Annotated in this window: 21 protein-coding genes; 3 read left to right on the plus strand and 18 right to left on the minus strand. The window is 46.4% G+C overall.

The window, feature by feature from the left end:
- Positions 1-7 precede the first annotated feature (7 nt).
- From cheY to ACTF5U_RS02215, 14 genes are read right to left on the minus strand one after another with little or no spacing between them, the layout of a single operon-like run.
- Positions 8-382 carry a chemotaxis response regulator CheY gene (gene cheY, locus ACTF5U_RS02150; protein WP_438969990.1) on the minus strand — a complete coding sequence of 125 codons (375 nt, stop codon included), beginning with the start codon at positions 380-382 and terminating at the stop codon, positions 8-10.
- 28 nt (positions 383-410) lie between these two features.
- Positions 411-1,136 (minus strand): RNA polymerase sigma factor FliA, encoded by a 726-nt coding sequence (locus tag ACTF5U_RS02155; RefSeq protein ID WP_438969991.1) that lies wholly within the window; start codon positions 1,134-1,136, stop codon positions 411-413.
- On the minus strand, positions 1,133-2,005 hold the full coding sequence (locus ACTF5U_RS02160) for a MinD/ParA family protein (protein ID WP_438969992.1): 873 nt from the start codon (positions 2,003-2,005) through the stop codon (positions 1,133-1,135). The genes ACTF5U_RS02155 and ACTF5U_RS02160 overlap by 4 nt, the downstream gene beginning before the upstream one ends.
- On the minus strand, positions 1,998-3,200 hold the full coding sequence (flhF, locus tag ACTF5U_RS02165; protein ID WP_438969993.1) for a flagellar biosynthesis protein FlhF: 1,203 nt from the start codon (positions 3,198-3,200) through the stop codon (positions 1,998-2,000). Before flhF ends, ACTF5U_RS02160 begins: the two co-directional genes overlap by 8 nt.
- Before the next feature lie 23 nt (positions 3,201-3,223).
- The gene (gene flhA, locus ACTF5U_RS02170) at positions 3,224-5,308 is read right to left on the minus strand and encodes a flagellar biosynthesis protein FlhA (RefSeq protein ID WP_438969994.1); all 2,085 of its coding nucleotides are present in this window, start codon (positions 5,306-5,308) and stop codon (positions 3,224-3,226) included.
- Between the two features lie 6 nt (positions 5,309-5,314).
- On the minus strand, positions 5,315-6,448 hold the full coding sequence (gene flhB / locus ACTF5U_RS02175; protein ID WP_438969995.1) for a flagellar biosynthesis protein FlhB: 1,134 nt from the start codon (positions 6,446-6,448) through the stop codon (positions 5,315-5,317).
- Positions 6,441-7,223, minus strand: a complete 783-nt coding sequence (gene fliR / locus ACTF5U_RS02180; protein WP_438969996.1) for a flagellar biosynthetic protein FliR — start codon at positions 7,221-7,223, stop codon at positions 6,441-6,443. Before fliR ends, flhB begins: the two co-directional genes overlap by 8 nt.
- A 4-nt stretch (positions 7,224-7,227) precedes the next feature.
- Positions 7,228-7,497: a flagellar biosynthesis protein FliQ gene (gene fliQ, locus ACTF5U_RS02185; protein ID WP_438969997.1), complete on the minus strand. Its 270-nt coding sequence runs from the start codon at positions 7,495-7,497 to the stop codon at positions 7,228-7,230.
- Positions 7,498-7,499: 2 nt separating this feature from the next.
- Positions 7,500-8,234 (minus strand): flagellar type III secretion system pore protein FliP, encoded by a 735-nt coding sequence (gene fliP / locus ACTF5U_RS02190; RefSeq protein WP_438969998.1) that lies wholly within the window; start codon positions 8,232-8,234, stop codon positions 7,500-7,502.
- On the minus strand, positions 8,234-8,665 hold the full coding sequence (gene fliO, locus ACTF5U_RS02195; RefSeq protein ID WP_438969999.1) for a flagellar biosynthetic protein FliO: 432 nt from the start codon (positions 8,663-8,665) through the stop codon (positions 8,234-8,236). The genes fliP and fliO overlap by 1 nt, the downstream gene beginning before the upstream one ends.
- The gene (fliN, locus tag ACTF5U_RS02200) at positions 8,665-9,132 is read right to left on the minus strand and encodes a flagellar motor switch protein FliN (RefSeq protein ID WP_438970000.1); all 468 of its coding nucleotides are present in this window, start codon (positions 9,130-9,132) and stop codon (positions 8,665-8,667) included. Before fliN ends, fliO begins: the two co-directional genes overlap by 1 nt.
- Entirely contained in the window at positions 9,129-10,151 is a 1,023-nt protein-coding gene (gene fliM, locus ACTF5U_RS02205; RefSeq protein WP_438970001.1) for a flagellar motor switch protein FliM, read from the minus strand. The genes fliN and fliM overlap by 4 nt, the downstream gene beginning before the upstream one ends.
- Before the next feature lie 2 nt (positions 10,152-10,153).
- Complete coding sequence (locus ACTF5U_RS02210) at positions 10,154-10,666, minus strand: flagellar basal body-associated FliL family protein (RefSeq protein WP_438970002.1); 513 nt, start codon at positions 10,664-10,666, stop codon at positions 10,154-10,156.
- Between the two features lie 48 nt (positions 10,667-10,714).
- The gene (locus ACTF5U_RS02215) at positions 10,715-11,125 is read right to left on the minus strand and encodes a flagellar basal body-associated FliL family protein (protein ID WP_438970003.1); all 411 of its coding nucleotides are present in this window, start codon (positions 11,123-11,125) and stop codon (positions 10,715-10,717) included.
- A gap of 92 nt (positions 11,126-11,217) precedes the next feature.
- Between ACTF5U_RS02215 and asd the strand changes: the two genes are divergently transcribed.
- The gene (gene asd / locus ACTF5U_RS02220) at positions 11,218-12,102 is read left to right on the plus strand and encodes an archaetidylserine decarboxylase (protein WP_438970012.1); all 885 of its coding nucleotides are present in this window, start codon (positions 11,218-11,220) and stop codon (positions 12,100-12,102) included.
- A 70-nt stretch (positions 12,103-12,172) separates the two neighbouring features.
- On the opposite strand, the gene zwf is transcribed toward asd, so the two are convergent.
- A complete protein-coding gene (zwf, locus tag ACTF5U_RS02225; RefSeq protein WP_438970004.1) occupies positions 12,173-13,642 on the minus strand; it encodes a glucose-6-phosphate dehydrogenase in 1,470 nt (489 codons plus the stop codon).
- Between the two features lie 78 nt (positions 13,643-13,720).
- On the opposite strand from zwf, the gene glgA reads away from it, so the two are divergent.
- Together glgA and ppc are read left to right on the plus strand one after the other, a co-directional pair.
- Entirely contained in the window at positions 13,721-15,184 is a 1,464-nt protein-coding gene (gene glgA, locus ACTF5U_RS02230) for a glycogen synthase GlgA (RefSeq protein ID WP_438970005.1), read from the plus strand.
- 3 nt (positions 15,185-15,187) lie between these two features.
- On the plus strand, positions 15,188-18,031 hold the full coding sequence (ppc, locus tag ACTF5U_RS02235; protein ID WP_438970006.1) for a phosphoenolpyruvate carboxylase: 2,844 nt from the start codon (positions 15,188-15,190) through the stop codon (positions 18,029-18,031).
- Positions 18,032-18,248: 217 nt separating this feature from the next.
- Here ppc and ACTF5U_RS02240 read toward each other — a convergent pair whose 3' ends face one another.
- The 3 genes from ACTF5U_RS02240 to ACTF5U_RS02250 all read right to left on the minus strand — a co-directional run.
- The gene (locus ACTF5U_RS02240; RefSeq protein WP_438970007.1) at positions 18,249-19,367 is read right to left on the minus strand and encodes a hypothetical protein; all 1,119 of its coding nucleotides are present in this window, start codon (positions 19,365-19,367) and stop codon (positions 18,249-18,251) included.
- Positions 19,368-19,401: 34 nt separating this feature from the next.
- Positions 19,402-21,054: a GMC family oxidoreductase gene (locus ACTF5U_RS02245; protein ID WP_438970008.1), complete on the minus strand. Its 1,653-nt coding sequence runs from the start codon at positions 21,052-21,054 to the stop codon at positions 19,402-19,404.
- Positions 21,051-21,266, minus strand: a 216-nt coding sequence (locus tag ACTF5U_RS02250) for a hypothetical protein (RefSeq protein ID WP_438970009.1), incomplete at its 5' end; no start/stop codon positions are given. The genes ACTF5U_RS02250 and ACTF5U_RS02245, both read right to left, overlap by 4 nt.

Genomic DNA, 21,266 nt, shown 5'->3' on the forward strand with positions numbered 1-21,266 from the left:
ATGTCCCTTAAGCGTTGAGTCGTTCAAAAATCTTTTCGATTTTTTCCTTGAGTGTAGCAGCTGTGAATGGCTTAACAATGTAACCGTTCACTCCCGCTTGGGCAGCTTCGATAATTTGTTCACGTTTGGTTTCAGCGGTCACCATCAATACCGGTAAGGATGCCAAGTTTTCGTCAGCACGCACGGCTTTCAGCAAATCAATCCCTTGCATACCAGGCATGTTCCAGTCGGTTATCAGAAAGTCGATGCCACCAGCTTCTAATATAGGAAGGGCTGTAACGCCATCATCAGCTTCTTGCGTATTATTGAAGCCAAGGTCGCGCAACAGATTTTTTATTATCCGTCGCATTGTGGAAAAGTCATCCACAATCAGGATCTTCATGTTTTTATCCAAGTCTTACCTCCAGTATTCACATAACCCAATCACGAAGTTTGGATCGAAGCCGGATCACAGTCTGACTGTGAATCTGACTTACTCTCGACTCACTGACACCGAGAACTTCTCCAATCTCTTTCAAATTCAGCTCATCATTATAATACAGACTCATCAACAGACGTTCACGATCAGGCAGCGTATCTATCGCTTGTGCCATGGCCAGTTCGAAGTCATCTTGTTCTACTTCTTCATCGGGCGCGGGTGGACCGGATGAAAGAGGGTGTGACAGGGTTTCATCATTGTCACTAAATTCATCCAGACTGAACAACTGATGGCCTGTTGAATCCTGCAGTTGTTGATGATATTGGCTGATATCCAATCCCATTGCTGCAGCGATTTCGCTGTCACTGGCATTACGCCCTTTTTGCTGCTCAATCTCCTGCATTTTTGCGGAGATTTCTCTGGCTTTCCTATGTACAGAGCGCGGTGCCCAGTCATTCCGCCGGATTTCATCGAGCATTGCGCCGCGAATACGGATACCGGCATAGGTTTCAAAGCTGGCACCCTGTGTTGAGTCGAATTGATGAGAAGCGTCAAGCAATCCAATCATCCCCGCCTGTATTAAATCCTCCACATCCACAGAGTGAGGTAGACGGGCGATCAGATGGTAGGCAATACGTTTTACCAGGGAGGCGTGATCTTCGACCAACTCTGATTTTGATTGCCCTGATGATGTGTACATAGCAGTTCTGCTACTCATGCCATTTCCATACTCGCTTGTATCAGTCTTTCTACAAAAAACTCCATATGGCCACGAGGTTGTTTCTGTACCGGCCAGTACTCTACTTTTTTAGCTAAATGAGCGAAGGCTGTGGCCGACTTACTCCGGGGAAAGGCCTCCACAACACTGCGTTGTTTTTTTACGGCACGACGTAAGTCTTCATCAAACGGCACTATTCCCATAAAGTCGAGTGTGACATCCAGAAAACGATCACATACTAACGATATCTTATCGAACAATTCACGACCTTCCTGCACGCTACGACCCATATTAGCGATGATATGAAAGCGTTCAACACCATGTTCACGACTGAGAAGCTTAATCAATGCATAGGCATCTGTGATAGAAGCAGGCTCATCACACACGACGATGACGACTTCCTGAGCTGCGCGACTGAAACTCACTACACTGTCCGCAATGCCCGCCGCGCTATCAATTAACAATACATCGATATGTTGATCCATCTCACTGAAAGCCTGGATCATGCCGGCATGTTCAGCACTGGTCAGTTCCGCCATTTTCTGGACACCGGATGCCGCTGGAATGATCTTGAGTCCGGAAGGCCCCTCGACAATGATTTCTCTTAAAGACTTGCTGCCATCAAGCACATGTAACAGATTAAATTGTGGATGGAGTCCCAACATGACATCGATATTAGCTAAGCCTAAATCAGCATCCAGCAAGACAACTTCTTTACCTTGGGCAGCGAGTGCTACGCCAAGATTAACCGTCACATTGGTTTTGCCGACACCACCTTTACCACTGGCTACAGCAATTACTTTAACCGGGCGGGGCGGGTTAGCTTGTCGTCGCAGGCCGGCAGCCTGATCGTGGGAATTCTCAGCCATAGGCGGCAAAACCTCCATAACCGGATAAGGTTTGCGGATCCAGTTGTTGTTCGTCGTTCATCAAATCACTGGCTTGATTAACCAGCGTGTTTGGCCGCGCCTGACTTAAATCTTCAGGTACTTGCTGACCATTAGCTATGTAAGTTAATGGCAGGCGATGGCGAATTAATGCAGAAATTGCGCCTCCCAAACTACTTGTCTCATCTGTTTTCGTCACTATACAGCCACTCAAGTCTAAATGAGAGAATGCCTTGATAATATCATCGATACCGCTTGCCTGAGTATTCGCTGATAATGTCAGGTATGTTTTTACACGTGGTGATTGTTGCTTAAGCAAGGCAAACTTCTCGGTTAGCTTCATGTCTCGCTGGTTCATTCCAGCAGTATCGATCAGGATAAAGCGGCGATCAAGCAGCTCATTCAGAGTATCTGCCAATTCAGCATGGGTTCTTGCAACCCTTACAGGCACACCAAGAATGCGGGCATAGCTGCGTAACTGTTCCTGTCCACCAATACGATAGCAATCCGTTGTGATCAATGCGACATCGCGAGCACCGTATTTTAATGCACAGCGAGCTGCCATCTTGGCAATAGTCGTTGTTTTACCTACACCAGTTGGACCGACTAGAGCAAAAATGCCGCCCTCGGTGAGCATATCTTTTTCAGGCAGATCAATTTGTGCAGCGAGACGACCAAGAGATTGACGCCAGGCTGTTTCCAGATCATCTACGCCCCGCATTTGTGCGGTGATTTGTTTAGCAATTTCAACGTCAACGCCCATATGTAGAAAACGTTTCAATAACTGCATCTGTGTTGGACTTTGACGCTCCATATCTTTCCAAGTCAGATCGGATAATTGATTTTGTAACATATCGCGAAGGCTGGCGATCTCCTTGCGCATCTGAACCAATGTGGGTTCCTGTGACCAGATGTTTTCTTTAGAGGCAGGGCGCGGCGCCTGTTCCAGCGGTTCTATAGAAGGATTGATTTCAACCCGTGTTTTTTCAGGTTTTGCCGCTGCTGCTGGTTCAGCCTGACGACGAAACTGCGTTTCGTCATAGTCGGTCGCTGCGACAATTTCGATTCCCCCATCTACGCGGGTGTTGGACAGAATGACTGCATCCGGACCCAGTACTTCCCGGACCTCACGGATTGCCTGACGAACATCTGCTGCCTGGAAACGTTTGATTTTCATAAATCACAACCTCAATCTGCCTATTATCGACCAATATTGGCCACTATTCTAATTTGTTTGTCGTCCGGTATTTCGTTATAGGACAACACATTCAGTCCCGGAATAGAGTGGCGGATAAAGCGAGATATCCAACTACGTAAACCTGCCTGGACAACTAGAATGGCGGCTTCGCCCGTCATTTCCTGTCTTTGCGTTACATCCTGCAGGTTCTTGTGCATGTTCTCTGCCAGTCCGGGTTCCAGACTGGCTCCACCTTCACCAGAAGCCTGTAGAGTCTTGAGCAAAATCTGTTCCAGTTCTGGATCAAGTGTAATGATTGGCAGGTCAGATCGTGTTCCATTCAGGTGCTGAACAATGGAATGGCTCAGCGCCATGCGTGTGGCTGCAGTAATCGCTTCCGGATCCGGGTTACGTGCGGCCTGTTCAGAAATTGACTCGACGATCGTACGGATATCGCGAATTGAAACGCTTTCTTCCAGCAGGTTCTGCAGCACCTTCTGCACAGTCCCAAGTGGTACCGTGTCGGGTACCAGGCCCTCCACCAGCTTAGGTGCTATCTTGGCAAGATTATCCAGCAAGTGCTGTACTTCTTCACGGCCCAGCAGGTCATGTGCATGGTTATTCAGAATTTTACTTAAGTGCGTGGCGATGACTGTATCCACATCAACTACGGTATACCCTTGTGCCTGAGCATGTTCGCGTTGACTGGTCTCAATCCATATGGCATCCAGACCAAAGGCGGGATCCTGTGTTTGTATACCATCCAGGTCGCCAAAAACTTGACCCGGATTAATGGCCATCATTTTGTCCGGGAAGACTTCTGCTTCACCAAACGTCACTCCAAACAAGGTGATTTGATAAGCCGTAGGAGCTAAATCGAGATTGTCACGAATATGCACGGGTGGAATTAAAAAGCCCATTTCCTGGGAGATTTTCTTTCTTATGCCTTTGATCCTATTCATTAATTGTCCGCCCTGATTTGCGTCAACCAATGGGATTAATCGGTAGCCGACTTCCAGACCAATCGGATCAACGGGGCTAAGGTCATCCCAACTGAGCTCTTTCTGTTCACGTGGCGTTTCAGCTTGAGGTGCTTGTGCAACTACTTCTGCTTCGGTGGCGGCTTTTTGACGTTGATGAATAAAGTAAGCACTGGCACCACCGACTGCAGCAAGTATCAGGAACGGGATATTGGGCATGCCAGGAATGAGTCCCATACCACCAAGAATGCCTGAGGTAATCGCTAATGTTTTAGGGTTACTCAGCAACTGTCCTATAATTTGTTCGCCCATATCCTGTTCTTTGGTCGAACGGGTAACAAGCAAACCGGCTGCGGAGGCGAGTAACAGTGAAGGTATTTGTGCAACCAGACCATCACCAATGGTCAATAAGGTGTAATACTGAGCAGCCTGAGCAAAACTCAAGTCATGTTGTACCACACCGATGATAAAACCACCGATGATGTTGATAAATAGAATTAAAATGCCGGCTATCGCATCACCGCGGACAAATTTACTGGCACCGTCCATCGAACCGTAAAAGTCCGATTCCTGCATTATCTCTTCACGGCGACGGCGCGCTTCATCCTGATCGATAAGTCCTGCGTTAAGATCGGCGTCAATAGCCATCTGTTTACCCGGCATGGAGTCAAGTGTAAAACGGGCGCTAACTTCGGCGATACGGGTTGCACCTTTGGTGACCACAACAAAGTTGATGATGACCAAGATCGAGAAGACGACAAAACCAACGGCATAGTTACCACCGATAACAAACTCACCAAAAGCCTCAATAACATTACCGGCCGCTGCGGAGCCCGTATGCCCCTCTAACAGGATAATACGAGTGGAGGCGACGTTTAATGCCAGACGAAGTAGCGTTGCTATCAGCAAGATACTGGGGAAAGCAGCAAAATGAAGCGGTTTTCGCATATAAATGCTGGCTAATACGATTACTAATGATAGGGCGATGTTAAAGGTGAATAACATGTCCAGCATGAATGCCGGTAAAGGCAAAATCACCATTGCTAGCAAGGCTACCAGCAACATCGGTGTTGCGAGGTGGCCGTTTACCACTGATTTGAAGCGCGCGGCCATGACATTATTTTCCATTTACTCTCAGTCTCGTTTCAATTCATCCGGTATTGGCAAGTCGTCGGGATTCAGATGCGGCTTGTTACCCCCTGTTTTCTGATAACGCCGTAACTGGAACACAAATGCCAGTACCTGAGCTACTGCAATATATAGACCAGATGGAATTTCATCGCCGATTTCAGTTGAGTAATAAATAGCACGTGTTAGTGGAGGGGCAGCCATAATAGGCACTTCATTATGATCCGCCACCATGCGAATTTGTTGTGATATTAAATCGGCGCCTTTGGCCACTACTACAGGGGCACCGGATTTAGTTTGATCATATCGAAGCGCCACAGCATAGTGCGTCGGGTTCGTGATAACCACATCAGCAGAGGGAATGTCCTGCATCATCCGTTGTTGAGATAATTCTACCTGCATTTTTCTGATACGACCTTTGACTTCAGGGTTACCATCTGTCTCTTTCATCTCATCTTTGACTTCCTGCTTGGTCATACGCAGTTGGCGGTTGTGGTTCCATATCTGAAAAGGTACATCAATAAGTGCAATTAGAATCAGGCTGGCACAAATAGCCAGAAATACCCACATGGTCAGAGACCCGAGATCGGCCATCGCCACATTCACTTCCTGACGTCCAAGCGTCAATAATTGGTCGCGGATACTCCATAAAATGGCTGTAGAAATCGCACCAACCAGAATGAATTTTCCCAGGGCTTTTGCCAGTTCGATTAACCCCTGAGGTCCGAAGATACGTTTTAATCCCTTAAGCGGATCCATCCGTTCACCTTTCGGAGCCATTGCTTGGGCAGAAAAATTCCAGCCACCAATAAGTGCTGGCGCAGCCAATGCTGCAACGACTGTGACAGCAAGAAACATCGCCAGATCAAAAGCCACAGTCTCGATGGTAAAGATAAAGTGATGAATCATTGCCATTGGATCGAACAATTCTTTACGGGTAAAACTGAACGACTTGTTCATCACGGCAGCGACACTAGAAATGATGCCTTGTCCCATAAAGAATAAGGCAACCGCACTGGCGATTAATACCAATACGGTAGTGAGTTCACGTGATCGAGGAACCTGGCCTTTTTCTCGCGCCTCATCAAGGCGCTTGGCCGTGGGCTCTTCAGTTTTCTCTTGTGCGCTTTGTTCAGCCATCTTTTTGAACCAGCAAACGAGCCATTTGCAGCATGTAATCGCTCATATCAACTAAGTGACCTGCTACATTGGGTAATGTAATTAACATCACAACAAACCCTATAATGATAGTCATCGGGAAGCCGATACTAAATGGACTTATCTGTGGTGCAGCACGAGATAAAATACCGAACGCCAGATTGACCATCATCAGGGAACCTATCGCAGGTAAAGCAATAATGACGCCAGCGGCATACATCCAACTTGCCTGAGAAACGACATCTCTAAAATCAAAGGGTGTCAAACCGCTGGCTGCAACTGGCATCATGGTAAAACTTTCACTCATCACCTGAATAAGAATCAAATGACCGTCGATACTGACAAAAATCAGTGTGACAAAGACGAGATAAAATTGACTAATGACGGGGACCATGGTGCCGTTTTGCGGATCGATCATAGAGGCAAAGCCCAGACCCATTTGCATTGCAATGATCTGACCGGCCACGATAAAGGCGTTAAACAACAGCTGCAACATAAATCCCATACACGCACCAATCAGAATTTGGTGGGCTATGATAAGTAAGCCCTCCGAGCTGAGGGCTTCAACTTGTGGTGCCGCCACAGGAATATTAGGGACGATAACGCTGCTTATTGCCACAGTTAATAGAATACGGAAACGTTGGCTGATGAAGTTACTGCTGAAAATCGGGGCCACCATGACCATCGCAGCAATACGAAAAAAGGGCCAGAGATACATGCCCAGAATGCCGGTGATTTCGGCGCTGCTGACTTCCACAGGGTCAGCCTATTAAGAACGGAATATCTTCATATAGACGGTTGGTAAAGCTTAGCAACATGCTTAGCATCCAAGGTCCAGCAAAGATCAACACGAATATAGTAACGAACAGTTTCGGAATAAAAGTAAGTGTTTGTTCATTGATGGATGTTGCCGCCTGAAACATACTCACAATCAAGCCAACACCTAATGCAGGCAATAAAATTAATGCGATCAAGACGCTGATGACCTGTAAGGTCTGTTGCATTACGGTAAGAACGGTTTCAGGAGTCATAGCTATATATAAAAACTGGAGGCTAAAGTGCCCATCAACAAGGCCCATCCGTCAATTAAGACAAACAGCATAAGCTTAAAGGGCAGGGAAATTAACATCGGTGACAACATCATCATACCCATTGCCATCAACACACTGGCAACTACCAGATCGATTATGAGAAATGGAATGAAGATTAAAAAACCAATCTGAAATGCCGTTTTTAATTCGCTGGTTACAAAGGAAGGCAATAGCAGAGAGAATGGAATATCTTCAGCCGATTGCAGTTCCTGATAGCCACCAATAGAGGCGAAAAGTTCGATATCGGTTTCCCGTGTCTGAGCAATCATAAACTCTTTAAAAGGCTGACCAGCCTGTTCAAAGGCGGTGGAAAATTCAATTTCCCCATCCATATAAGGCACAACGCCGTTTTCATAAGACTGATTGAATACCGGGTGCATGATAAAGATAGTGAGAAATAAAGCGAGACCAATCAAGATCTGATTAGAAGGCGTCGACTGCACGCCCATTGCCTGACGTAAAATAGCGAGAACAATAATGATCCGGGTGAAAGAGGTCATCATCATTAACCCTGCGGGTAATAGGGTCAGGACTGTCATCAAAGCCAGTATTTGCAGGGTGACAGTATAACTCTGGCCACCATCTTCGTTACCGGTCACCGTCACAGCCGGAATGCCCGGTTCAGCGAGCGCCAATAAGGGTGTGCACAAGAGTAATAATGACAATAACAGACGCATTATTGAGCACCTCGCTGTTGCATGATTTTACGTAGCTTGCCAGCAAAATCTGACGAAATACCGGCATTATTATCAACGGTGAGAGGTTTTTCGAGCTTGTGCAGTGTATTAATTTGTTGAGGTGTCACACCTAATAAAATTTGTTCCTCACCAATTTGTACCAGAACGGCTTTTTCCCGGGTACCAAGTGGAATCCCTGCAATCACTCTAAGTTTTCCATTGGCAGCAGTATGAAAGCTGTTAGTTCGTTTCAATAGCCATGCCACCAATACGATACAGCCCAGAACTACTAAGAGGCCCATCAGTGTTTGCAACAGGTTAACGGCAGAAAGTGGAGATTCAGTCAGCGTATGTGCTTTTTCGCTCTGCCCAGCCGCTAGCAATGGCAGACTCATCAGCAGCAGGCTCAAGCTGGTGATTAACTGTTTCATTAGCGCAATTTCTTGATGCGTTCTGATGCACTGATCACATCGGTTAAGCGGATACCGAACTTGTCGTTCACAACCACCACCTCACCGTGAGCAATCAAGGTGTCATTTACTAAAACATCCATCGGCTCACCGGCCAGTCGATCCAGTTCAACTACGGAACCCTGACTTAACTGCAACAGGTTACGAATGCTGATGCGGGTGCGGCCAATCTCCATTGATATGGTGACGGGGATATCCATGACCATGTCGAGGTCCACATCTCTTCGCGGTTTACCATCGTCATCAAGTTGGGCTACTGGAGCGGGATTGGCTTGTGGTTGAGCCGCTTCAGCCTTGGCTTGTTCTTCCATAGCTTCTGCCCAAGGATCTTCTTGTGCTTCATCACCGGATTCGCCGCTTTGCTCTTCTAGTGCAGCAGCCCATTCATCAGCCATTTCCTGATTTTTTTCTTGGGTGTCTTCACTCATTTTTTCTTACCTTTCTTAAGGTGGTAGGTCGGGTTGGGATCTTTTGGATGTTCAATCGTTTCCGTAATTTTTAATGATGCTTTTTCGTTATGCTCACCATAGGTAGCACGAAACATGGCTACATCTTCAACCATTGCGACAACACTCTTGGGCATTTCTATGGGAATGATATCGCCTGTTTTGAGTTTGTGAATCTGATCCAAACTGAGTGTTGCTTCAGTCAAATTGGCCCACATTTCGACATCAGCGATCATGATTTCCTCGCGCATGGATTTTGACCAGCGGCCATCGTCGGCAGAACGATCACTTTGTAGGCCGGTGTCGAGCAATTCACGGATTGGTTCCAGCATGGAGTAGGGGAAGGTGAGGTGAACGTCGCCACCACCGCCATCCAGCTCAACATGAAAAGTGGAGATAACGACAACTTCGCTTGGACTGACGATATTGGCGAACTGTGGATTCACCTCGTGACTGATAAACTCAAAGTCAACTTCCATTACTGGTGACCATGCTTCTGTCAGATCGGTAAAGCATAGGTTCAACACCATGCGGATGACGCGCAGTTCTGTTGCGGTAAATTCCCGACCTTCTATTCGCGCCTGAAAGCGGCCTTCACCACCGAAATAATTATCAAGAATGGTGAAAACCAGCTTAGGTTCCAGCACGATAAGGCCGGTACCGCGTAAGGGGTGTAGATGAATAAGGTTCAGGCTGGTAGGCACAAACAGAGTGTGTACGTACTCTGAAAATTTCATTACCTGTATGCCGCCTACAGAAATTTCTGCCGAGCGTCGTAACATGTTAAAGAGACTTATACGCAGGTATCGACCAAAACGTTCGTTGATCATCTCCAGCGTCGGCATGCGACCGCGAATGATGCGTTCTTCATTGCCAAAATCATATTGGCGAAATGCACCAGTCTCCTGATCTTCTGATGACGAAGCTTCTACTTCGCCATCCCCCATACCATTCAGGAGTGCGTCCACCTCATCTTGTGAGAGTATGTCATGTACAGCCATGGTTATTGCATGATGAAGCTAGTGAAATACACCGCTTCTAGCTCATTCTCCAAACTGGTTTCGGACTTAAGCACCCGATTAATCGTTTCCAGGCTTTGCTGTTGCAACGCCTTGGTACCCTCGCTGGTCTGTAGTTCGTCATAATTTTGACTGTAGAACAACATCAGCAATTCATGCTGTATCGCTGGCAAATGAATAGTGAATGCGTCTATCACAGCCTGTTCACGTGCCATCACTTTCATTTTGACCTGCATATAACGTACCGCTTCGTCGCTTTGCTCAGAGAAGTTGACGATAAACGGATCATCGACACTGTAATAAATCGCCGCTTTTTTCACGTTTTCAACATTTTCTATGTTTTCATCCTGCTCAGCGTCATCACCGCCCCCAACCAGCATAATGCCGATTATTGCAATAACGGCCAGCATCAATGAACTGATCACAATGATCAAAAGTTTTGTTTTATTGCCGTCTTTTTCTTCAACGACTTCAATATCGTCTCGTTCTTCTGCCATTAATCTATTCCATTTAAATGTCGTTATTATTTAGCAAAGAGTGTGCCGTTATTGCAGGATGAAGCTGGTGAAATAGATCTGTTCCAGTCCATCATTGCCCGTTTCTTGTTTGAGTATGGCACGCACACGGCTCAGGGCTTCTTGCTGAAGCTTTTCGCGTCCCTCAACATTACTGACACTCTCGTAGCTTTGGTTTGTGAATAGTGTTCGCAAGGCATCCTGAATCATGGGTAAATTATGCTGGGCGCTGTTCAATACCACAGAATCATCTGACTTTAATGCCACTTTTATTTGTAAATAACGAACCTTTTGCTCACTCTGACTGAGAAAGTTGATGGTGAAGGGTTCTTGAATGCGGTAATAGAGGTTTTGGGAATCAGAACTTTCCTCAGCAGCCGTTGAAGGTGATGAAATGAATACACCCAGAGCCAGAAAGATTGAGATGAGCCGCTTGTTCATTACTTGTATACTCCGTGTTTTATCACAGCAAAGGTATAAACAAGGATTATGACAAGCTTGGGCAGCAGGTTAAAGAGGGAGGATGTGTGAAGATGGGACAAGACGGCAAAAAACAAGCAACACCATGCAGTCTGACCGACCGCTTATTGACAGTGCCACAGTACATGATACCCCAGCACACCTTGTCAGTATTGATGCACAAACTGACACAATCTCAGGTCAGTTGGTTTAAAAATCTGTTTATTCGTTTTATCAGCTGGAAATTCAAGGTGGATATTTCTGAGGCTGCTTCTCCGAATTTAGCGGATTATCCAAGCTTTAATGCTTTTTTTACCCGTAAGCTTAAAGACGGTATTCGGCCTGTTGCAAACGGTGATGATGTGGTTGTGTCGCCTGTCGATGGTGCTATCAGTCAACTGGGTAAGGTCCATCAGGGACGTATCATTCAGGCAAAAGGGCGTGATTATTCTGTGATGGAGTTGCTGGGAGGCAATCAAGAACAGGCCGCCCTGTATGAATCAGGCCAGTTTGCGACTATTTATTTGTCACCCAAAGATTATCACCGCATCCATATGCCCGTCACGGGAACGTTATCTGAAATGCGCTATGTACCGGGCAAGTTATTTTCTGTTAACCCTCGTACTGCACGAGCCGTTCCTGAACTGTTTGCGCGCAATGAACGTGTTGTCTGCCAGTTCGATACCGCGTTTGGTCCGCTAATAATGGTACTTGTGGGAGCCATTTTTGTTGGGAGTATGGAAACAGTCTGGTCGGGACAGATAACACCACCTTATGGAAAAAAAATTCAGGATTGGAAATATAGCGGAGAGCAGGCAATTCAAATTAAAAAAGGCGATGAAATGGGCCGCTTTAATATGGGGTCAACCGTTGTGATGTTATTGCCGCCTGCATTACGCGAATTTGATAACCATTGGCATGCTCAGGATGAAATCAAGCTGGGGCAGGCGATGAATTGAGTCTGAGCGTGATTTCAGTGATACAAAAAAGCCGGCGTTACGCCGGCTTTTTTCAACTTCAAATTACGATTTAGACGTTATTACGCCAAGCATGACATGAGTTTTCATGAATACGTGTTACTTCTTCAGGCCCCCATGTGCCTGCTGGATAAGTGTGCACACGTGTTTTATCTTTTGCCCATTTGTTGATGATGGGATCAACCGCTTTCCAGGCCAAACTGACTTCATCTGAACGGAGGAACAGTGAACGGTCACCTTGAATAGCGTCAAGGATCAATGCCTCATAGGCATCGAGACGATGTTTAGTGTCTTCTGTTTCAACCGTTTCCAGAGCTACCGTATGATTGGTTAGCTCCAGGCCCGGTTGTTTTGCCTGCAATTCAATACGCAAGGTGTTATCGGGCTGAAGTCCCATCACAATCCAGTTAGCATGGCTATCACCAATATCCGTATCTTTAAATAGCTCTTGAGGTGGTTTTTTGAAACGTATCGCGATCATGGCTTTCGATTCAGGCATACATTTACCTGTGCGCAGGTAAAATGGCACATCACGCCAGCGCCAGTTATCGATAAAGATTTTCATCGCCGCATAGGTTTCGGTCACACTATCGTCAGGTACTTCCTCGTCTTCCAGATACCCCGGTATATATTCGCCGTTGACTTCACCTGCTGAGTACTGACCACGGAATGCATGGTCTTCAACCATTTCTTCCGTAATCGGACGAATTGATTTGAGGACTTTTACTTTTTCATCACGTAGTGATTCATCGTCCAGATCGGCCGGCGGCTCCATCGCTACCAGAGCCATCACCTGCATAAGGTGACTTTGAATCATATCGCGCAAAGCACCTGAATCGTTATAGTAACCGGCACGACCACCAACGCCTTGCTCTTCAGCATGGGTAATCTGAACGTGGTCGATGAAGTTGCGATTCCATAGTGGTTCCAGCAACAAATTAGCAAAACGGAAAACGAATATGTTTTGAACTGTACCTTTACCTAAATAGTGGTCGATACGATAGGTTTGTTTTTCAGTAAAGTTTTTACTGAGAATCTGTTCCAGATCTTCAGCGCTTTTCTGATCGAAGCCAAACGGTTTTTCAACCACCAGGTGACGAAAACCATCGTCTTCTTTATTCATGCCAACAGCAGCGAGTTGATCGCCTACAACGCCAAATAAAGCAGGGCTGATGGAAAGATAGAACACTATATTTTGAGAGAAACCGTGGTCTGATTTTGAGACCAGCTCTTTCAGCTCGTGGTAGCTGAATGCATCATTAATGTCGCACTTGAAATAATGAATGCGGTCTAAAAATGAACTAAGCAGGTTACTATCAACACCACCGCGGGCTTTTGGTGCGACAAATTCAGTAACTTGTTGTTTCCACTCGTCCTGTTCACAGTCGCGACGGCCCATGCAAATAATGCGTGTATCGTCAGTTAACCTTTTTTCTGCATCCAGATGATACAGAGCAGGTAACAATTTTTTCTTAGATAGGTCGCCAGTGGCGCCAAAAATAACAATTGTACAAGGTTGCATGTTTTCTCCCGTTGCAGACTTCAACTCAGGCCTTGACCGTATATAATTGCAGAATTGTACAATTTTTAGGAGATTTGCGTGCGAAAAATTCTCTTTGCCAGTAGCGAAGTGCACCCTTTAATGAAGACAGGCGGTCTCGCTGATGTGTCTGCCAGCCTGCCTATAGCTCTGCACGAGCACGGTCAGGATGTGCGCATTATCATGCCTGCCTACCGTAAATGTCTGCAGCAACTCGAAAAGTTGGAAACAGTTGTCAGCATTAAGTTGGATGGATATCACTTGCCTGTTGATATCTTAGAGGCAACACTGCCGGGCACGGATGTGAAGCTCTGGTTACTGCACTCCCCACATCATTATGACCGTGATGGCGGACCCTACAGTCATCCGGAAGGGCATGACTGGGAAGACAATGCGGCACGGTTTGCATTATTTTCCCGTCTCATTGCAAAAATCGCTGTCAATCAAGCAGGTCTTGACTGGCAACCGGATGTGCTTCATTGCAACGACTGGCAGACAGGTCTGGCACCCGCCTTACTGTCTACGCATAAAAATCGTCCTGATATTGTTTTCACGATTCATAACCTTGCCTACCAAGGCCTATTTTCATTTGATGTTTTTCAGGCGCTGGATCTTCCCGATACCCTGTGGAATATCAATGGGCTTGAGTTCTACGGCATGATGTCTTTTATGAAAGCCGGGCTTGTCTACGCGGATCATATCACTACGGTTAGCCCCACTTATGCGAAAGAAATTTGCAGCTATGAGCTTGGTTATGGTCTGGAAGGTTTATTGGCATTGCGTGCCGAACAGGACCGTCTCAGCGGCATCCTGAACGGAATTGATACCGATGCATGGGATCCTTCACGAGATGCTTTGATCAGCAAAAACTACAGTTTTAAACTGATACGCAATAAAATGCTGAACAAAACAGCATTGCAACAGCAATTCTTTCTAAATGAGAATAAAGACAGCCTGCTGGTGGGCATCATTAGTCGTTTGGTGTCGCAAAAAGGTATCGATTTAGCGATTAAAACGATGACAAACCTGTTGGAAGCCGGTCATGATGTGCAACTGATTTGTCTGGGCAGTGGAGAACACGTCTATGAGCAGGATCTGCGTATCTTGAGAGCGCGTTTCCCCGACAAGGTAGCCATCACTATTGGTTATGATGAAATCCTGTCGCATCAGATTGAGGCTGGTGCGGATGTCTTCCTGATGCCGTCGCGATTTGAGCCTTGTGGTCTAAATCAGATGTATAGTTTGCGCTACGGGACCTTACCTGTAGTGCGCAATACCGGTGGTCTGGCTGATACTGTTGTTGACGCCAGTGATGAAAACCGCAAAGCTGGTGTCGCAAATGGTTTTTGTTTCAACGATGCGACAGTCGAGTCTTTGCAAACCACCTTGTTGAGGGTTGTCGCATTATTCCAACGGCCAAGGATATGGCGCAGCATGATAAACGTCGCAATGCAGCACGATTTCAGCTGGGAAAACAGTGCCAATACCTATATCGAACTCTACCACCACATAAAAAATAGCTAATCTATGACAGACTATCAGCCTGTATTAAGTACAGTTGAAAATTTATCGCTACTCAGTGACAAAGAACTTCGCCAGCATGTACGCTTTTTAGGCTACATTCTCGGTGAAGTCATTGATGAACGTGCCGGACGCCAGGTCTTTGAGACAGTTGAGCGCTTACGTCAGGGATTTATCAAGCTACGTAAGGACAACAATGCTGCCTTGCGAACTGAGTTACTGAGTTTTTTGAACACGCTGGATGAGAACACGCTAAAAGAAGTGATCCGCGCATTCAGTCTCTATTTCAGTCTGCTTAATACGGCAGAAGAAGCCTTCAATTATCACAATCGCATGATTCAATTGCGTAATGGCGGAGAGCTTTGGAAAGGTTCTTACCTTGATACCCTGTCGCAACTTAAACAGGAGGGTGTCACGCTTGATCAGCTCCAACTCTTGCTTGATGAACTGGTTTATATGCCAGTCTTTACAGCACATCCTACCGAGTCTAAGCGTCGGACCCTGATGGAAATTCTGCGACGGATTTTCCTGCTTGATGAACAGTTGACCAATGATCCTTTGACGCCTTTTGATGAGGAGCGCACCCGCAAAGAAATCAAAAAGCAGGTGCAATTGCTCTGGTATACCGATGAAGTTCGCGCCATCAAACCCACAGTACGTGATGAAATCAAGAATGGATTGTATTATTTCAATGTCAGCTTATTTGATGCTGTGCCGCGGACCTACCGTAATCTGGAGAACGCCATTCGCCGCGTCTACAGTGATGAGATTGAGGCAGGCACAGAGTTTAAAGTCCCGGGGCTGGTGAAGTTTGGTTCCTGGATTGGTGGTGATCGCGACGGCAACCCATTCGTCACAGCTGACACCACTGAAATGGCGATACAGTTGCAAAAGCGAACCGTGATTCGCCGTTATCTGGACGACGTTACCAAACTTAGCTATGTGCTGACACAATCACAATCACTCAGCAGCATCAGTGATGCTTTAGCCGATGATCTTGAACAATCAGAACAGCAATATGCGGGCGCTTTCAGATCCAAACCGGATCGTTTTCTTAACGAACCCTATCGTCGCAAACTTTATATGATGCGCCACCGCCTGGAAGATAATTTAAGGCTTATTCAGCAGTATTTTCGTCCGGATTTATTGCCGACAGCATTAGGCGTAGCCTATGCAAACGAAGATGAACTCTTACAGGATCTGCACCTTATCTACGATTCCCTCGTCACTAATGGTGATGGTGAACTGGCTGGTGGTGAACTTAATGACCTGATTCGACTGGTTGAGACCTTTGGATTTTATCTGTATCACCTTGATTTACGTCAGGAGTCGACGCGTCACAGTGAGGCACTGGCTGACGTGCTTAAAGTGACGGGCTTATGTGAGGATTATCACCAGCTTGATGAAGCCGCGAGGCAAGCGTTGTTGTCGGAACTACTGTCACGTAAACAATTACCTGAGATGCCGGATATTGATGGTCAGAATCAGGAGGTTTTGTCGGTATTTAAACTGATGACCCGCTTGCATCGGGATGTCAGTGCCAAGGCCTTTGGCAGTTATGTTATTTCAATGACACACGAGGCCAGCCACATTCTGGAAGTAATGACGCTGGGACGTTTAGCCGGTTTATGTGGCTATGACGAACAAGGCGAAACCTTCTGCCATATTCAAGTCTCGCCGTTATTTGAGACGATTGAAGATCTGGGACATATTGAACCGGTGATGTCAGCGTTGCTTGAAAATCAGGCATATCGGCGCATGCTGGATGCCTCAGGAAACTTGCAGGAAGTCATGCTGGGTTATTCTGATTCCTGTAAAGATGGTGGCATCCTGGCCTCTGGCTGGAATTTATTTCAGGCGCAGCAAACAGTTTCAAAACTGACCAAACAGCATGGCGTCATGTGTCGAATGTTCCACGGTCGTGGCGGCACCATTGGCCGAGGGGGTGGCCCAACCCATGATGCCATTCTTTCCCAGCCTGCAGGTACGGTTCAGGGGCAGATCAAATTCACCGAGCAGGGCGAAGTATTGTCCTTCAAATACGGGAATATTGAGACAGCAGCTTATGAAATGGGTATGGGCATTGCAGGTCTGATGAAAGCATCACGCAGCGTGATTAGTGAGACGGGATCGGTTGAGCCGGACTTTCTTACGGTGATGCAGCAACTGACTGAGACCGGGGAAGCGAGCTATCGTAAGTTAACAGAGAATACCCCCGGATTTCTGGACTACTTTTACGAGGTCTGTCCGGTGACTGAAATCGGTATGATGAATATCGGTTCGCGTCCGTCACATCGCAAAGCCGGAGACCGTTCGAAATCGTCTGTCAGAGCGATTGGCTGGGTTTTCTCATGGGCGCAGTCCAGACATACCTTGCCTGCCTGGTACGGTATTGGCACGGCGTTAGAAAACTGGCATCAGAATGATCCGGAGAAAGTCGCAACATTAAGACGCATGGTCAAACAATGGCCCTTTTTCCGTGCGTTGCTGAGTAATACCCAGATGTCATTGTCCAAGGCTGATATGAGCATCGCTACCCGTTATGCTGCCTTGTGTCAGGACGCGTTTCAAGGGCAGCAGGTGTTTGAATTAATTGCGGCTGAATATTACACAACTCTGGAACAGGTATTAAATGTGGTTGAAGCTGACACCTTAATGGCTGAAACGCCGGAGTTAAGGATGTCTCTGCGCCGTCGTGAACCGTATCTGGATCCAATCAATTATATTCAGATTATGCTTTTGCAACGCTATCGCGATACAGCAATCGATGAAGAGGAACGCGAGCGCTGGTTGGATCCGTTACTGCGTACAATCAGTGCCATTTCCGCGGGGATGCGAAATACGGGGTGAATCACCTTGTCGAGCTGTAAGTATTGTCGATTATGGTGTTCGATGGCCCTCTATCTGGGGAGCACTGTTTGGTGATAGAACTAGCTAATAGGCTTCCACGTAGCACCAACCATCGGCATATGATGATATGAGGCTTCAATGGCTCAGGCATCAGCGTCGAGCCATTTGTAGACCTGACTTCTCAAGCCCGCGGATGTTCAACATAATGAAAGAAGACCTAGCGGATATGAGAAAATAATACTTTTCTGACCTCGGGATTTTTCAGTTTCCATATAGCGCCATCAACAAAGTAATGATGAATGCTAATGATCGCAGCAATCAGTATTGCGAGCGAATATGGCTGTGATTGGTCTGCTGTAATCATCTCTCCAGGTAAGTAAAAGAAAACAATACCGGCGATAAATAGCATAATGTAGTACCGGCCTGCCCAGATAATTTGTTTGCCAACGTTTCGGTTAAACTGATAAAAGCCATTTCGGTTCAGTTCGACACGTAAAGGGAAAATCAGATACTGCAAAGCGTGCGACAGTTGAACAAAGATATATGCACCCGGCTCGAAATATAACACCAGATACCATAAATAAATGGCTAACCAGGGAGCGATGATTTGAGGTGTGATCGTTTTCCCGGTTCTTTTCTTCACTGACCAAAATGTATGAATAGCTGCAAAAAAAGCAATAACGGCTGTGATATTGAGGACTTGCAGCAAGTCCGGCAAGTAACTATGCAATCCTCCCAACCATGATGCCGGTAAATCTTGCGCCCCCCATACGACATGCCAGATCAATAAAACCCTTAAACCGGTTCGGATTATCAAGCGTTCGCGATATTCCATTTGAATACCGGCAAGATGACTGAATGTTGCGATCATACCCCAAGCCTGACCAGTGTAATGCCAAGCGAGGTAAAATGCGGCTCCCAGCCAGATAATATAAGCCATATCCTGATTGACTGGTAACAAGTGATTGCTCGTTTCATCACCAGATAAAATGGCTACAGTGACGAGGGTAATTAGTGCGGCAGGTACATAAATCGCAGAAAAAGGGTGTTTTTTGATATTTTCTCTGGGTAAATAAAGTAAGCGATAAGAGGCCATAAAATGCGGCCAGTTAATTAAAGCCTGTAAAAGTAATACATTACCGAAATTCACGCTTTCAGGAGTCTTGCCGGGTTCGGAATTCAAAAAGATATAAATCAGCAGTCCTAGCATCAGTAATATAGATATACCGCCGACACAAAGGAAATCCACAAACGGTGAAATAATTGCGGTATCTGTGGCTTTAGTTTTTTGTCGGAGAGAAGCTTTCCGTTTATGCTTTTTTCTACTACGTGCCACAACTGCTCCCTGATGAATATTTAGTTTGTATGGATTATGTGTTCAGGATATTTGCTGCAGCCCGGAGTGCCAGCGCTTGAATGGTCAGGCCAGGTGATTCTCCACCACCGGAGCTGGGGAAAACACTGCTGTCGACGATATACAGATTCTTCCAGCGATGACTACGACACCAAGGATCGACGACGGAGGTATCTGGATTGAAGCCCATTCGACAGGTGCCAAATACATGGGTGGAACTGAAAATATCGTATGAACTGAACTCTTCAAAAATATTAGAGACACCGGCGGCATCCATAATATTACGACAAGTATTGGCCATGAACTCAATACGTTTGATCGCCATATCATCAATATAACTATTGATCTGAGCAACGGGCATACCGGATGCGTCTTTTTGTTCGGAATCAAGCGTTACAAAAGTCTGAGGATTAGGCAGACTTTCGCATATACCAGTGATGGAAAGCGCATGGCCGAACTGTTTTCTCATTTGCTGTTTATGAGATTTTCCCCAACCACCTACTATCCGGTTAGCATAATTAATCGGACCGACAAGTTCCGATTCAGCTTGTGACGGTCCGAACCGACAACCACCTATAACACCGGGAATAGAGTCAGGGGAATTATAATCCCAGCAGATACTGTCAACGGGTAAACCTCGATGACTCCCAAGGAGATCTGGGTGCAACCCATTGCTCGACCACAGCAAAGTTTCCATAAAGTTTTTCCCCACCTCTCCGGATTCATTGGCGAGTCCATCTGGTGAATGTTGACTTGATGAAGCCAGTAATAATCTTGGGCTTTCAATAGCGCCACATGAAACGATTAATAAAGGCGTTTCTATGAAATGTGAGCCTGAATTATCCTCATAATGCACACCTTTGAGCCGATCTCCTTCGCCAGACTCGATATATTTGACCCGACATCCCGGTTTGATATCACAATTACCTGTCGCTTCGGCATAACGCAGATAGGTTACATCAACGCTGCCTTTATCCGTACGGGGACAGCCTTTTAAGCAGCCACCGCAATAATTACAATTCAGTCGTCCGTTTTCTGGAGTCGATAATACTGCGAGACTGTTGGGTACCAAAGTAAGTCCTAACTTGTTGAAACCATCTTTCAGGTGTTGACTCGCATAGCTTAGGGGGTGGCCTGTTTGGGGGTAGGGAGTGGAACGTGGACGATATTGATCAGGTTCAGGTCCCGCAACACCAACTACTTTTTCAGCCTGGGCGTAGTAAGGTTCCAAATCCTCATAACTCATGGGCCAGTCGGCCGCAACGCCGAAACGGGACTGCATATTCATTGCTTCAGGGTTCAGACGATGAGCCTCTCCGGTGAAATGCAAGGAGCTGCCACCAATTCCCTGTACATGATGATAACCATATGAAACTCGAGTCTCTGAGTCAGTTAACAGTCCTGAGAGGTGGTTCCATGAACGGAGGTGTTTATGTTTATCCGCCAGTTTCTGCATGGGTCCATAGGTATAACGGTTTGGCTTTTGTTTAATGGGGAAAGGTGATTCCCAATTTGCTTGGTCCAACTTATAGTCTGTATGAGGGTCGTAGCGCGGACCAGCCTCAAGTATCAATACTTTCAGGCCGGCCCGACTTAACGCCCATGCCGTCGCTCCACCACCAGCTCCCGAGCCAATAATGACCACATCATAGTGCTTATTCGGACTCAATGGTTTGGCACCGGGGGCTGATCGTGATTAGGGTAGCCCACTGGTTGTGGCGGCGAACTCAATCCCAGCCCATACCAACTGGCTGGATTTGCATAATAGAATATGAAAGCGTCAGATTTAATACGTTCAAAAAATAACTGTGGATTGGAGCCTTTTGCCGTTTTTTCAAGATTGATTACAGTTTGGGTCGTTTGTGCTTCATCAAGTAAAGT

Origin of the sequence: Methylophaga sp. (genome assembly GCF_965655755.1) — a bacterium.
GTDB lineage: Bacteria > Pseudomonadota > Gammaproteobacteria > Nitrosococcales > Methylophagaceae > Methylophaga.